This window comes from Martelella sp. (assembly GCF_984369615.1).
In genome coordinates this window covers 1-13,236 of sequence record NZ_CFHTCS010000095.1, presented here as the reverse complement: position 1 = coordinate 13,236, position 13,236 = coordinate 1, and the positions used below count along the sequence as shown (strand labels likewise).

The window sequence follows — 13,236 nt, the reverse complement described above, 5'->3', positions numbered from 1 at the left end:
AAGGTGATCGTCGAAAACAGGCCGACATTGCCGGTGACCCTGTACTGCGTCAGCGTCATGCCGATCGCAACCAGCGCGACGGGGGCCGCCATGCCGGCGAGCATGTTGATCACTGTTCCGACCGGTCCCTCGACCGGAATGGAGAAGAGATGCATCAGCGCGCCGGCGGCAAGGCCGATGACGATCGGGCTGGTGACGAGGTTGTAGCCGATCGTGGCGAACACCTTCGCCGGATTGCTGATCGCGCCCCCCTCATGGGCCTTTGCCCGTTCGACCAGCACGGTCGCCGTCACCATCATCACCGGCATGTGGATCGCAAGCACCAGTGACAGCGCGACAAGGGCCGCATCGCCGGCCACATGGCTGACAAGCGGGATGCCCAGAAGCGCGATATTGGAAAAGGTCCCCGAAAGGCCGATGATCACGGCGGAAGCCGGGTCCCTATGGAAGACGATGCGGGAGATCAGCGCCGCCGCCGCCCAGGCAATGGCGACGCCGCCGAAATAGGCGATCCAGATCTTCACCGGCCCGGTATTCTGAAAATCGGCGCTGGCTATGGTGCGCAGGAGCAGGAGCGGCAGGCCGATCTTGAAGACGAAGCCCGTCAGCACACCGGCATTGTCGGCGCTCATGTAGCGCAGGCGGACCGTCGCCCAGCCGATCAGGATAAGGGAGAAGATCGGGACGACATTGTTGAAGATTTCATACATGACGGGCTTTCGCAGCGGCAGCTGTCGGAAGGAGACCGCGAGGGAGAACCGCTGCGGCGAAAATGTTCCGCATCTGCGGGGGTGTCAAGCCTGGCGCGGCGCGCGCGGCGTCGGTCCGGCATCTCAGCCCTTCAGCGCGGCGGCCGGAGGCTGGCGGTAGGCCAGCAGGGCCGGAAGCGCAGCAAGGATGGCGGCGACGACGACAAGGAGCAGCGCGTTGCCGGCGTCGGAGCCGACGAAGGCGACGGGCATGTCGACCCCGCGCTCGGCCATGATCGAACGCGAGATCGTTCGCGCCGCGAGGAAGCCGGCGCCATAGCCGATCGCGATGCCGAGGCCGATCAGCGAGAAGAGTTCGAGCCAGACGATGGAGAACACCGCGCTGCGGGGCGCGCCGAAAGCCCTGAGCGCGCCGATCTCGCGCCGGCGCTGGGACACGTGGATGACGGTCACCAGCATCAGCGCGGCTGCGACCAGCGCCTGCGCGCCGATGGCAATTGCCGTCAGCACCTGTCGCGCATCGCCGAGCGTGGCGTAAAGGCGCGTCAGAACCTCGGCCGGGAAAACCGCCACCGTGCCGTCGGCCTCGCGATAGTCCTGCCTAAGCCGATAGGCGTCGGCAATCGATTTCGGTTTCACCAGAATGGCGGGCAGGCCGGGCGTCTCGCCCCGGTGCCAGCGCTCGTCGATGGGCGCGGCGGCCTCGGCGCCATGGTGATGTTCGTCCTCGTCGTGGTCCCCGGACGCGTGTTCGTCGGACGCGTGATCATGGTCGCCGTCATGGGGCTCTTCCGCCTCATGGGCGTCGTGGTCGTCATCATGGTGATCCGCCGCCGCGACGACCGCCTCCGCGTGCTGGTGGTCGTCATCGTGATCCGCTTCCGCATCATGATCATGGTCCGCCTCGGTTTCATGCTCATGCTCATGCCCGAGGCCGTGGATGTGCCAGACCGCCTGGATCGGCACCAGGATCGCGCGGTCCCAGGGCGTTCCGGTGGGTTCGGCCCTGCCGGTGACGTGATAGGCGAGTTCTGTATGGGTGTGGCCCCCCGTCTCGGCCGTGCCGTGCATCGGCTTGATCTCGTCACCGACGGCCAGATCGACGGCCGAGCCGATCACCGCGTCACCCTCGTGGAGAAATATCCCGCCTTCGGCAAAGCCCGGCACGGTCGCCTCGATGAGCGCCGTGGTGGTGCCGACGATCGGATAGCCGGCATAGGAATCGCCGAAGCCGATGGGCGCCGCCCAGGCAACGCGCGGATCGTCATTGAGTTCGGGCAACAGGTCGCCGTCCATCAGCGGCAGGTCGGAGGGCTGCAGAAAGACGGAGGATAGCACCAGTTGCGTTTCGCTGCCGGGCGCGCCGATCACCAGGTCGAACTTTTCCGAAGCCCGCGCCGAGCCGAGCCGCAGCGCACGCTCCTGCAGGGTGATGGTGACGCCGAGCGCGGTTGCAAGGGCGATCAGCAGCACGATGACGGCCGATCCGGCCCACAGGCGTTTCAGATCGGAGAAGATGAAGCGGAACATGGCTCAGCCCTTCCGTTCGTCAGAGGCGATCGCGCCGGCGAGAAGCGAAATCCTGCGATCCATCGGCGCCACCAGACGCTCGTCATGGGAGACGATGATCAGCGTGCTGCCAAGGCCCCGCGCCAGTTCCAGCAGCAGTTCGCCGACAACGGCGCCGGCTGCGCTGTCAAGGCTTGCGGTCGGCTCGTCGGCGACGATGATGGCGGGCTCGCGCAGCAGAGCGCGGGCGACGGCGACGCGCTGCATCTCGCCGCGCGACATGGTCTCGACCTTCTGCGCGTGACGGGCAATGCCAACGGTCTCAAGCAGCGTCTTTGCACGATCCAGGCGTGAACGGTCGGCAGCATGGGCGAGACGGGCGGGCAGAAGCACGTTGTCATAGGCTGAGAGGCCGGGGAACAGATGAAAGTCCTGCATGACGAGGCCGATATTTTCGCCGCGCCAGCGATCGCGCCTGCCTTCGGGGAGGTCCGCCAGGTCGATCTCTCCCCAGCGGGTGTGGCCGGTCTTCAGCCTTTCAAGCCCGGTGATGATGTTGACGAAGGTGCTCTTGCCGGAGCCCGAAGGGCCGGTGATGGCCACGCACTCCCCGGGGGCGATGTCGAGGGCGGGGATGGCGAGCACCGGCGCGGAAAGACCGGGAAAGGCAACGGCGACATCTTCAAGGCGAAGGGGCAGCATGGGGGCGGCTTTCGGATTTGCGGGCGGGCGGTCAGATGGTTTTGTAGCGCGCGTCTCTCAGGCGCAGCTGGCTGACGAAGCCGGTTTCGGGATCCACCCAGGAACCGCGGTCGAGCGTGCCGGTCACCTCGATCATCTGGTTCGGCTGGACGAAGGTCTGTTTCCTGTCGAGATAGACGACGACGATGTTTTCCGGCCAGTCGGCATCCGAAGAGCAGAACGGGCAGAGCGCCATCGGGATTTCGGAGAGCACGAAGAACTGCGCCTCGGCCTTCAGCGGCGGCGCCATGAAGCCGCGGATCGAAACTTTTTCGCCGGTGAGGTCCTTCACCTTGTCGGAAAATTCGAGGCCGAGCGGACTGAACGAGCCGTAGAGTTCATCGAAATTCAGGTCGGCGGCGGCGGCAAGAGCGGGGCGAAGGGCAAGGCCGACGCCGAGCGCGCTTGCTGCGGCAAGCAGGCCGCGGCGGGAAAAGGGCAGAGTGGTCATCGGATCAGTTCTCCTGACGGGAAAGGACCGGGCGTAAGCCGCCCGGACCCCAGCTGGTTGACAAAGCCTGCTCCAATCTCCGCCGTCATGCTCGGGCTTGTCCCGAGCACCTAAGCACGCCTCTACTCGGCAGGCGTCCCGGACGAGAAGTCATTTGGAATACAACTTCTTCCAAAACGCTACTCCGCTCGTGCGGGATCGTGGTTAGATCCTCGGGACAAGCCCGAGGATGACGTCCGTAGAAAGAGTAGGTTCATCGGTAGTCTGAGGACCGGGCGACGTCCGCCCGGTCCCGTCTCGAACGTGAAGCCTACTGCTTCTGGCTATTGCCGAGGGCGAAGGCATCGGCCAGCACTTCGTAGACGTCGGACTGTTCCATATAGCCCTTGAAGCCTTCGGCGCCGGGGCCGGTCGCCTGCAGGAGGACGTCGTCTACGGCATGAACGCCGGTCGAGGCGTCATAGGGCAGGTTGCCGGTGCGCAGAACCGCGCCGGGAACATCCTTGTAGGCCTCGTTTGCGACGTAGCGGCCGTTCTCGTCCTTCACGGCCGGCTCGAACGGACCGTCCAGCTTCGGGCGGAAGGTCTCGTAGTAGTCGGGGAAGTTATTGGCGAACATGGCCAGGCGACGCGAGACGTCGACCTTGTCCGGATAGCCGTCGCCGTCTTCGTCCGTGTAGTTCGGGAAGCCGGCGTCGTCATAGGTCATGACCTTGTTGCGCATCTCGTCCGCCTGGACCTCATCGTCGATCGTGCCGATGACCGAGAAGCCGTGGGTGTGGTCGCCGGTGACGACGATCAGCGTGTCCGGGTTGGAATTCATCCACTCCATGGCGGCGCCGACGGCCTGGTCGAACTCGATCATGTCGATGACGGCGCGGTCCCAGTCGAGCGGATGCGACATCTTGTCGACATTGGCGGCCTCGACCATCAGGAAGAAGCCTTCCGGGTTCTTGGAAAGCTGGTCGATTGCCGCCGTGGTCATGTCCACGAGACCGGGCTGGTTCGGGAACTTGTCGACGCTGCCGGTCTTCAGGAACTTGCGGTCAAGAGTCGAATCCATGTTGCCGGTGTGGAACAGGCCGAGCAGCTTGCCGTCTTGCGTCTTTTCGGCGGAAGCCAGCTCGTCGGCGGAGGTGACGACCGTGTAGCCGGCATCCTGGAACATGGCGATATAGTCGTTTTCGTCCTTGCGCTTGGAGCCGGGGACATCCGACTTCAGGAAGTAGGCGGAACCGCCGCCGAGGACGACTTCCGGCTTCACGTCGTAGAACATGCCGACGATCTCGGCCTTGTCTGCGCGAAGGCGGGTGTGGGCGACAACGGCGGCCGGCGTCGCGTCTTCGATCTCGGCGGTGGAGACGACGCCGATCGACTTGCCGGTCTGGCGGCGCAGCGCCTCGGCAATGGTCTCGACCTTGGGATCGTCCAGGCTGTCGGGCGTGCGGTCGGCATAGACGCCGAGCGCGTTGACGCGGGTCTTGTGGCCGGTCATGTAGGCCGACATGGTGTTGGCCGAGTCGGTCGCGACCGAATGGGTCGAGGAGGTGCCGATGATCGCCATCCGGTCGAGGTCGTCAGCGTTCAGCCGGCCGTCGGCCTTGCCCTCGGTCATGCCCTTGGACATGATGCGGGCAGCCGAACGGTGGCCCATGGACATGCCGTCGGCGACGAAGAAGATGATGTTCTTGGCCTTGGGGGTTTCCGGCGTGTCATAGACGGTCCAGGTGACTTCCTTCGTCTCGTCGCCGGCCTTGACGGCAACGGTGTAGTCGCCGGCCTCGCCGAGGGCGAGCTCGCGCAGGATCAGGGCGGAGCCGAGACTTTCGCCGTTCTTGCCCTTTTCGTCGGAGACGAATTCGGCGTCGGCGCCGAAGACGTCCGCGTAAGCTTCGCCGTTGACGGTGACTTCGATGTCGCCTGCGTCATGGACCGAATCGAGTTCGACCTTGAAATCGAAGGGCGAGCCGACCAGGATGGTGGCGCGGTCGAGGGGATAGATCGTGGCGGCCTGGGCCGTGCCGGCAAGGCAGGTCGCGGCTGCGAGAAGTGCGAGACGTGCGCGCATGGAAACCTCTTGGTAAAGAGTGTGTGAAGATAGCTGCGCATCCGCGATAGTCCCGCGGCATTACATCTCGATGACGTTTTGACTGCGTTTTGATGACGCCCTGAAGCATTGCGGAAGGGCGCCTCGGTCTCAGTGCCGGTTGCGCCGGCCGCGCGGCTTCAGATAGCGCCGGCGTCGCCGTTTCCAGGAGAAATGCAGGACGCGGGTCATGTACCAGAAGAGCGCGAGCGTGACCACGCCCGCCGCCAGGAAGCCGCTGGCATTGCCGACGATCTGGGCCACGGCGATGATGTTGTGGGAGAAGACCAGGCCGAGCAGCGTGTAGATCAGTACATAGAGCATCTGCCCGGGAATGGCGGCGGCAATGAACAGTTTCCAGCGCATGCCCGCCGCTCCCGCGACCGGGTTCATGTAGGGGCCGATCATCGCCAGCAGCCAGCGCGTGATGAAGATCGCGATGACGCCCCGGCGTTCCAGATAGTCGCGGGCGCGGTCGACGAGGCGCTGGCGCTTCGGCCCGCGCGCGGCAAAACGCTCGACATAGCCGGTGCCGCCGATCCGTCCGGCCCAGTAACCGACCTGGTCGCCGCTGCAGGCCGCCGCGACGCAGACCGTGTAGACCGCCCAGAAGGTCAGGTCGCCCGTTGAAACAAGCGAGCCGCCGAACAGCATGATCACGGCCGTCGGCAGCGGAATGCCGCAACAGGCCAGAAATACGGCAAAGCCGATCACGGGCACGCCGTAGACCGGCAGCAGCGCCAGAAGCTGCTCACTCATCGCGCTCGGCCTTTTCGTCCTCATAATCATCGAGGGCGTGGGCGATCTCGTCCTCCAGTTCTTCAAGCGAGATGCCCTTGATGCGGGCGATCTGGCGGAGCATCATCCGCCGGCTGCGACTGTCGGGAACGAGGTCCAGCTCCTCCGCAAGTTCTTCCGCCGGGATGTCATAGGCGATGGCGACATGGCCCAGCGTCATCCAGCCCTTGAGTTCGAGGTTCCGGTTTTCCGGATTGCGCCAGTAGAAGACGGAAAGGACGAACTGCAGGGCAAAGACGAGCGTGATGAAGCCGGTGACGACGAATGCGACGCAGAGGCCCCGGTGACGCCTCCAGAGCGCAGAGAGTGGCGCTATAATCCTCCTGCCAGTCATCGTCCTTGCCTTTCGCTTTTCTCAGAAGTGTCCCCAGATAGCCATTCCGGGGCGCGTGCACAACGCCCGCCGGCGCCCGCCGATTGCGTTCGATACGGGCTTTTCTTCTATCGTCTTGCCCGGCGATCCGCTATGACCCCATGACGTTGCAGCACGAAAGCCCACGGAGAAGAATGGATGAACGAAGAGATCCGCGTCCACAGAAACGACATTCCGGCCGAGGATGCCGCCCGCTATACCGGCGCGATCGCGATCGACACGGAAACGCTCGGGCTGGTGCCGCGTCGTGACCGGCTGTGCGTGGTGCAGATCTCGCCGGGCGACGGGACGGCGGACGTTATCCAGATTGATGCGGGCCAAAAGGAAGCGCCGAACCTTTGCGCCATGCTCGCCGATGCCTCGCGCCAGAAGATCTTTCATTTCGGTCGTTTCGATATCGCCGTTCTCTATTACACATTCGGCGTGACGACCGAGAACGTGTTCTGCACCAAGATCGCCTCGCGTCTGACGCGGACCTATACGGACCGGCATGGTCTTAAGGATAATCTGAAGGAGATGCTCGAGGTCGATGTATCCAAGGCGCAGCAATCCTCCGACTGGGCGGCGGAAACGCTCTCCGAGGCGCAGCTCGCCTATGCCGCCTCCGACGTTCTCTATCTCCACCGCCTGCGCGACAAGCTGATGGAACGGCTGATGCGCGAGGACCGCATGGCGCTCGCCGGCGCCTGCTTCGACTTCCTTCCGACCAGGGCCAAGCTCGACCTTCTGGGGTGGGAGGAAACCGACATTTTTGCCCATAGCTGAGGGGCTTAGCCGGTGTTGCATATCAGCAACAAATTCTCCGGCGGTGCTCTTTAAAGCCATCCTGTCTGCACCCATATCAGACCTTGAGCGGCGTTTGCGCCGCATAATCAGGCCCGCCTCGCTGAGGGGGTTTTTCTAGGTCATCGTCCTGTCGCTTCAAAAGGGCCGGGCGAGGAATGGAGGCAAGGACATGAATATCGAGAAATATTCCGAACGCGTGCGCGGCTTTCTGCAGTCCGCGCAGACCTACGCTCTCGGCGAAGGCCATCAGCAGTTCGGCGCCGAGCACCTCTTGAAGGTGCTGCTCGACGACGAACAGGGCATGGCCGCCTCGCTGATCGAGCGGGCAGGGGGCGATGCCAAGAAGGCGCGCCTCGCCAATGACGCGGCGCTCGCCCGGATCCCCAAGGTTTCCGGCGGGAACGGCCAGATTTATCTCTCCCAGCCGCTGGCGAAGGTTTTCAACACCGCCGAGGAGGCAGCGAAGAAGGCCGGCGACAGTTTCGTCACGGTCGAACGGCTGCTTCTGGCGCTGACGATCGAGAAATCCGCGTCGACGGCGAAGACGCTGGAAGGCGCCGGCGTGACGCCGAACGGGCTGAACGCGGCCATCAACGAGATCCGCAAGGGCCGCACCGCCGACAGCGCCAGCGCCGAGGAAGGCTATGACGCTCTGAAGAAATATGCGCGCGACCTGACGGCCGATGCCCGCGACGGCAAGCTCGATCCGGTGATCGGCCGCGACGACGAAATCCGTCGCACGATCCAGGTGCTGTCGCGCCGGACCAAGAACAATCCGGTTCTGATCGGTGAGCCCGGCGTCGGCAAGACGGCGATCACGGAAGGCCTTGCCTTGCGCATTGTCGATGGCGATGTGCCGGAAAGCCTGAAGGACAAGAAGCTGATGGCGCTCGACATGGGCGCGCTGATTGCGGGCGCGAAATATCGCGGCGAGTTCGAGGAACGGCTGAAGGCGGTTCTGAACGAGGTTCAGGCCGAAGCCGGCAAGATCATCCTGTTCATCGACGAGATGCACACCCTGGTCGGCGCCGGGAAGGCCGATGGCGCCATGGATGCGTCCAACCTGCTGAAACCCGCGCTTGCCCGCGGTGAGCTGCACTGCGTCGGCGCGACCACGCTTGATGAATACCGCAAGCATGTCGAAAAGGACGCGGCTCTTGCCCGACGGTTCCAACCGGTGATGGTTGCCGAGCCGACGGTCGAGGACACGATCTCGATCCTGCGCGGCCTGAAGGAGAAATACGAGCAGCACCATCAGGTGCGCATCTCCGACAGTGCGCTTGTGGCCGCCGCGACGCTTTCGAACCGCTACATCACCGATCGCTTCCTGCCGGACAAGGCCATCGACCTGATGGACGAGGCGTCAAGCCGCGTGCGCATGCAGGTGGATTCCAAGCCGGAAGAGCTCGATGAACTCGACCGCCGGATCGTCCAGCTGAAGATCGAGCGCGAGGCGCTGAAGAAGGAAACCGACACGGCATCGAAGGACCGGCTTTCCAGGCTTGAAGGCGAACTCGCCTCTTTGGAAGAAGAGGCCGATACGCTGACGGCGCGCTGGCAGTCGGAAAAGAACAAGCTGAACAAGGCTGCCGACCTGAAGAAGCAGCTGGATGCGGCCCGCAACGAGCTCGCGATCGCCCAGCGCGGCGGCGAGTACCAGAAGGCGGGCGAGCTTGCCTATGGCACGATCCCGAAGCTGGAAAAGGAACTGGCCGAAGCCGAAACCGAGGACAACACGGTCACCGATTCCATCCTGCAGGAAGTGGTCACGCCGGACAATATCGCCCAGGTCGTCTCCCGCTGGACCGGTATCCCGGTCGACAAGATGCTGGAAGGCGAGCGCGAGAAACTGCTCCGGATGGAAGACGAACTGGCCCGCTGGGTCGTCGGCCAGGGGGATGCCGTGCAGGCGGTCTCCCGCTCCGTTCGCCGGGCGCGCGCCGGCCTGCAGGACCCGAACCGCCCGATTGGCTCGTTCATGTTCCTGGGCCCGACCGGCGTCGGCAAGACGGAACTGACCAAGTCGCTCGCCCGCTTCCTCTTCGACGACGAAACGGCGATGGTGCGCATGGACATGTCGGAATACATGGAGAAACACTCCGTGGCCCGCCTGATCGGCGCCCCTCCCGGCTATGTCGGTTACGACGAGGGTGGCATGTTGACCGAGGCGGTGCGCCGCAGGCCGTACCAGGTGGTCCTGTTCGACGAGATCGAAAAGGCCCATCCGGATGTCTTCAACGTGCTGCTGCAGGTGCTCGATGATGGGCGGCTGACCGACGGCCAGGGCCGCACGGTCGACTTCCGCAACACGATCATCATCATGACCTCCAATCTGGGCTCGGAGTTCCTGACCCAGCTTGGCGAAAATGAGGACAGTTCGGCCGCGCGCGAGCAGGTGATGGAGGTCGTCCGGGCGTCGTTCCGGCCGGAGTTCCTGAACCGCGTCGACGATATCATCCTGTTCCACAGGCTGCATCGCGAGGATATGGGCGCGATCGTCGATATTCAGCTCGGCAGGCTCGAAAAGCTTCTGTCCGACCGCAAGATCGAGATCGAGCTGACGCCGGAAGCTCGCGACTGGCTCGCCGAGAAGGGCTATGACCCGGCCTATGGCGCGCGCCCCTTGAAGCGCGTGATCCAGACGGCGGTGCAGGATCCGCTGGCCGAGAGGATCCTCGGCGGCGAAATCGCCGACGGCGCCCATGTCAAGGTCGATGCGGGCTCCGACCGGTTGCTGTTCACGCTCTCCGGGCGTCTGCAGGACGTCGCCTGATTACGGCAATCCGGACAAAGCAGCAAAGGCCGCCTCCAGGGGCGGCCTTCACGCATTTCATGCACGCGCCGGCATCGCCGGCGGGCGCATCGGCCGTTTCGGCAGGCCCGCGCGGGCCTGCTTTTCCGCGCCCGCAAGCCAGCGCTGTCATCGGAACTGGGCGTCCCCAAGCCCGGAAACAGTGTTTGCGCATTCTTTCAGCGACTTCCCCCAAAAAAAATCCGGCCTGTGGACATGGTTAAAAAAGGCAATTCACTGAATCATTTAGGCCCTGCCCCTGAATCATTTTCCGAACGCGAAAACGACCGATGATGGCAAAGCCGCGGCCTGGGGGCTGGTGTTGGCGTTTGCGCGTTATACACTGATTTTAATAGATGATTCGAAATTAAGCCGGTGGCGCATTGCGGGGAGGCCGGTCAGGAAACTGGCCGGAACCGGAAGCGGGCAGCCGGAAAAGGTGGTTCATGGGTCTTGGTCTTTTGGAAATTGAACGTCTGAACAATCCGGTCGACATGATCGAGTTCGTGGCATCCACGAATGACTGGAGTTTCGAGCGTTCGGGCGAGGATGAGATCGCCATGACGGTCGGCGGACGCTGGGCCGACTATCACGTCTCATTCTCGTGGATGAGCCAGCATGAGGCGCTGCACCTTGCCTGCGCCTTCGACCTGCGTGTGCCCGATCATCGCGTGACCGAACTGGTGCGTCTGCTCTCAAGGGTCAATTCCCAGGTTCTGATGGGCCATTTCGATTTCTGGCCGCATGAGAATGTGGTGGTCTTCCGCCATTCGCTGCTTCTGGCGGGCGGCGCGGAGCCCACCAACCAGCAGGTGGAGGGCACGCTTTCCAACGGGCTCGATGCGTGCGAGAATTACTTCCAGGCCTTCCAGTTCGTCGTCTGGTCCGGCATGTCTGCCGAGGACGCGATGAAGGCGGTGATGTTCGAAACGGTTGGAGAGGCCTGATATGGCAGACCTCGGCGAAATCGAAGGACTGGTGCTGGTTGGCGCCGGCAATATGGGCGGCGCTTTGCTTTCGGGCTGGGTCGCGGGCGGGGTGCGTCGCGAGGCGATCACGGTGATCGATCCGAACCCTTCAAACGGCATCAAGAGCCTGCTCGATCGCAGCGGCATCCGTCACCATGTGGCGCCGCCGGATGATATCAAGGCCAAAATACTGGTTCTCGCCGTCAAGCCGCAGGTCATGTATGCCGTGCTCGACACGCTGGCCCCGGTGATAGACGAGAATACGCTGATCATCTCGGTCGCCGCCGGAAAGACGCTCTCCTATTTCGAGGAGCGGCTCGGAAAGCTGGCGATGATCCGCACCATTCCCAATACGCCGTCCATGGTCGGTCGCGGCGTCATCGGCGCCTTTGCCAATGGCCTCGTCACCGAGGCCGCGCGCGAGGAGGCGGATACGCTTCTTGCCGCCGTCGGCCAGGTCGAGTGGGTGGAAAAGGAAGCGGATATCGACGCCGTCACCGCGATTTCCGGCAGCGGTCCGGCCTATGCCTTCTACCTGGTCGAGTGCATGGCCGAAGCCGGCCGCAAGCTCGGGCTTGACGAGAAGCTTGCGATGCGGCTTGCGCGCGGCACGGTGATCGGCGCTGGCGCGCTGATGGACGGCTCGAAGGACGACGCCGGCACGCTGCGCAAGAATGTCACCTCGCCCGGCGGCACGACGGCCGCAGCGCTCGAGCAGCTGATGGCCGAGGACGGCCTGCAGCCGGTCTTCGACCGGGCGCTGGAAGCCGCCTGCAACCGATCACGCGAACTGGCGGGCTGAATGACGGACGAGATTACCTTTGACGACTTCCTGAAGGTCGATATCCGCGCCGGCACGATCATCGAGGCGGAGACCTTTCCGGAGGCCCGCAAGCCGGCCTACAAGCTGAAGATCGATTTCGGCCCCGATATCGGCGTGAGGAAATCGTCCGCGCAGATCACCGTGCACTATACGCCCGAAACCCTTGTCGGCCGGCAGGTGATGGCGGTGGTGAATTTCCCGCCCCGCCAGATCGGCCCCTTCCGCTCGGAAGTGCTGACCCTCGGCATGGCCGATGCCAATGGCGACATCGTGCTGGCGGCCATCGACAAGCCGGTCGAAAACGGCGCGAAGCTTCACTGAACAATCAGCACGGAATGTGGATGGTTGCCCTGAGCCCGCCGAGCGGGCTTTCCGAGAGCACCACATTGCCGCCATGTCCGCGCGCGATGTCGCGGGCGATCGCAAGGCCGAGGCCGGTGCCCGAGGAATCGAGGTTGCGGGCATTGTCGAGCCGCAGGAACGGCTTGAACACCTCCTCCCTCATGTCCGGGGCGATGCCCGGCCCGTCATCGTCAAAGGAGATCGTCAGCCATTTCTCGCCGTGTTCGGCGGTGATTTCCAGGCGGTTGGCGTGACGCTTGGCATTGGAGGCAAGGTTTGCGATGAGCCGCGCGAAGGCATTGGGCCGCACCGTCACCGCATCATCGCCGACGATGACGTATTCCAGCGACTTTCCCGACAGTTCGAAATCCTCCTGCTGGCGCTTGAACAGGGCAGAAAGGCTGGCCGTTCCGGTGACCTCCTCGGCATCGCCGCGGGCAAAGTCGATATAGCCCTCCAGCATTTTCTGCATTTCCTCGATATCGAGATTGAGCGCCTCGACTTCGGGGCTGTCGCCGATCAGGGCGAGTTGCAGCTTGAACCGTGTCAGGATGGTGCGCAGGTCGTGGCTGACGCCGTTCAGCATGGTGGTGCGCTGTTCGATCTGCCGCTCGATGCGCTCGCGCATCAGGATGAAGGCAAGGCCGGCGCGGCGGATCTCGATGGCGCCGCGCGGGGTGAAGGGGCGCGAGGAGCGGTGGCCCTTGCCGAAGTCCTCCGCCGCCTGGGTGAGCCTGAGGATCGGGCGGATCTGGCCGCGCAGGAACAGCGTTGCGATCCCGATCAGCACCAGCGACGTGCCGACCATCCACAGGATGAAGATATGCGTGTTCGAGGCATAGGTCATCGAGCGGCGGG

General features: G+C 63.8%; 13 protein-coding genes. 5 read left to right on the top strand and 8 right to left on the bottom strand.

What is annotated here, in order from left to right; all coding sequences use genetic code 11:
* From AC5DC2_RS09990 to AC5DC2_RS09960, 7 genes are all read right to left on the bottom strand, one after another.
* The coding region (locus tag AC5DC2_RS09990; protein ID WP_491698369.1) for an AEC family transporter at positions 1–710 on the bottom strand (710 nt) is incomplete at its 3' end.
* A gap of 123 nt (positions 711–833) precedes the next feature.
* The gene (locus tag AC5DC2_RS09985; RefSeq protein ID WP_491698368.1) at positions 834–2,240 is read right to left on the bottom strand and encodes an ABC transporter permease; all 1,407 of its coding nucleotides are present in this window, start codon (positions 2,238–2,240) and stop codon (positions 834–836) included.
* 3 nt (positions 2,241–2,243) lie between these two features.
* On the bottom strand, positions 2,244–2,921 hold the full coding sequence (locus AC5DC2_RS09980; protein ID WP_491698367.1) for an ABC transporter ATP-binding protein: 678 nt from the start codon (positions 2,919–2,921) through the stop codon (positions 2,244–2,246).
* Positions 2,922–2,952: 31 nt separating this feature from the next.
* Positions 2,953–3,411 carry a hypothetical protein gene (locus AC5DC2_RS09975; protein ID WP_491698366.1) on the bottom strand — a complete coding sequence of 153 codons (459 nt, stop codon included), beginning with the start codon at positions 3,409–3,411 and terminating at the stop codon, positions 2,953–2,955.
* Positions 3,412–3,721: 310 nt separating this feature from the next.
* The gene (locus AC5DC2_RS09970; protein WP_491698365.1) at positions 3,722–5,479 is read right to left on the bottom strand and encodes an alkaline phosphatase; all 1,758 of its coding nucleotides are present in this window, start codon (positions 5,477–5,479) and stop codon (positions 3,722–3,724) included.
* Positions 5,480–5,608: 129 nt separating this feature from the next.
* Positions 5,609–6,256, bottom strand: coding sequence for a DedA family protein (locus AC5DC2_RS09965; RefSeq protein ID WP_024707558.1), 648 nt, complete (start codon positions 6,254–6,256; stop codon positions 5,609–5,611).
* Positions 6,249–6,629: a hypothetical protein gene (locus AC5DC2_RS09960; protein WP_491698364.1), complete on the bottom strand. Its 381-nt coding sequence runs from the start codon at positions 6,627–6,629 to the stop codon at positions 6,249–6,251. Before AC5DC2_RS09960 ends, AC5DC2_RS09965 begins: the two co-directional genes overlap by 8 nt.
* 177 nt (positions 6,630–6,806) lie before the next feature.
* Here AC5DC2_RS09960 and AC5DC2_RS09955 point away from each other — a divergent pair, with 177 nt between their 5' ends.
* From AC5DC2_RS09955 to AC5DC2_RS09935, 5 genes are all read left to right on the top strand, one after another.
* Positions 6,807–7,433 (top strand): ribonuclease D, encoded by a 627-nt coding sequence (locus tag AC5DC2_RS09955; RefSeq protein WP_024707556.1) that lies wholly within the window; start codon positions 6,807–6,809, stop codon positions 7,431–7,433.
* 190 nt (positions 7,434–7,623) lie between these two features.
* Positions 7,624–10,227 carry an ATP-dependent chaperone ClpB gene (gene clpB / locus AC5DC2_RS09950; protein ID WP_491698363.1) on the top strand — a complete coding sequence of 868 codons (2,604 nt, stop codon included), beginning with the start codon at positions 7,624–7,626 and terminating at the stop codon, positions 10,225–10,227.
* Positions 10,228–10,691: 464 nt separating this feature from the next.
* Positions 10,692–11,192, top strand: coding sequence for a type III secretion system chaperone family protein (locus AC5DC2_RS09945; protein WP_024707554.1), 501 nt, complete (start codon positions 10,692–10,694; stop codon positions 11,190–11,192).
* 1 nt (position 11,193) lies between these two features.
* The gene (gene proC, locus AC5DC2_RS09940; protein WP_024707553.1) at positions 11,194–12,015 is read left to right on the top strand and encodes a pyrroline-5-carboxylate reductase; all 822 of its coding nucleotides are present in this window, start codon (positions 11,194–11,196) and stop codon (positions 12,013–12,015) included.
* On the top strand, positions 12,016–12,357 hold the full coding sequence (locus AC5DC2_RS09935; protein WP_061449705.1) for a tRNA-binding protein: 342 nt from the start codon (positions 12,016–12,018) through the stop codon (positions 12,355–12,357).
* Between the two features lie 4 nt (positions 12,358–12,361).
* On the opposite strand, the gene AC5DC2_RS09930 is transcribed toward AC5DC2_RS09935, so the two are convergent.
* On the bottom strand, positions 12,362–13,236 hold an 875-nt coding region (locus tag AC5DC2_RS09930; RefSeq protein ID WP_491698362.1), incomplete at its 5' end, for an ATP-binding protein.

Bases quoted from the DNA above. Each gene is read 5' to 3' on its own strand.
- AC5DC2_RS09985 (WP_491698368.1), bottom strand. From the start codon at position 2,240: ATGTTCCGCTTCATCTTCTCCGATCTGAAACGCCTGTGGGCCGGATCG.
- AC5DC2_RS09980 (WP_491698367.1), bottom strand. From the start codon at position 2,921: ATGCTGCCCCTTCGCCTTGAAGATGTCGCCGTTGCCTTTCCCGGTCTT.
- AC5DC2_RS09975 (WP_491698366.1), bottom strand. From the start codon at position 3,411: ATGACCACTCTGCCCTTTTCCCGCCGCGGCCTGCTTGCCGCAGCAAGC.
- AC5DC2_RS09970 (WP_491698365.1), bottom strand. From the start codon at position 5,479: ATGCGCGCACGTCTCGCACTTCTCGCAGCCGCGACCTGCCTTGCCGGC.
- AC5DC2_RS09965 (WP_024707558.1), bottom strand. From the start codon at position 6,256: ATGAGTGAGCAGCTTCTGGCGCTGCTGCCGGTCTACGGCGTGCCCGTG.
- AC5DC2_RS09960 (WP_491698364.1), bottom strand. From the start codon at position 6,629: ATGACTGGCAGGAGGATTATAGCGCCACTCTCTGCGCTCTGGAGGCGT.
- AC5DC2_RS09955 (WP_024707556.1), top strand. From the start codon at position 6,807: ATGAACGAAGAGATCCGCGTCCACAGAAACGACATTCCGGCCGAGGAT.
- clpB (WP_491698363.1), top strand. From the start codon at position 7,624: ATGAATATCGAGAAATATTCCGAACGCGTGCGCGGCTTTCTGCAGTCC.
- AC5DC2_RS09945 (WP_024707554.1), top strand. From the start codon at position 10,692: ATGGGTCTTGGTCTTTTGGAAATTGAACGTCTGAACAATCCGGTCGAC.
- proC (WP_024707553.1), top strand. From the start codon at position 11,194: ATGGCAGACCTCGGCGAAATCGAAGGACTGGTGCTGGTTGGCGCCGGC.
- AC5DC2_RS09935 (WP_061449705.1), top strand. From the start codon at position 12,016: ATGACGGACGAGATTACCTTTGACGACTTCCTGAAGGTCGATATCCGC.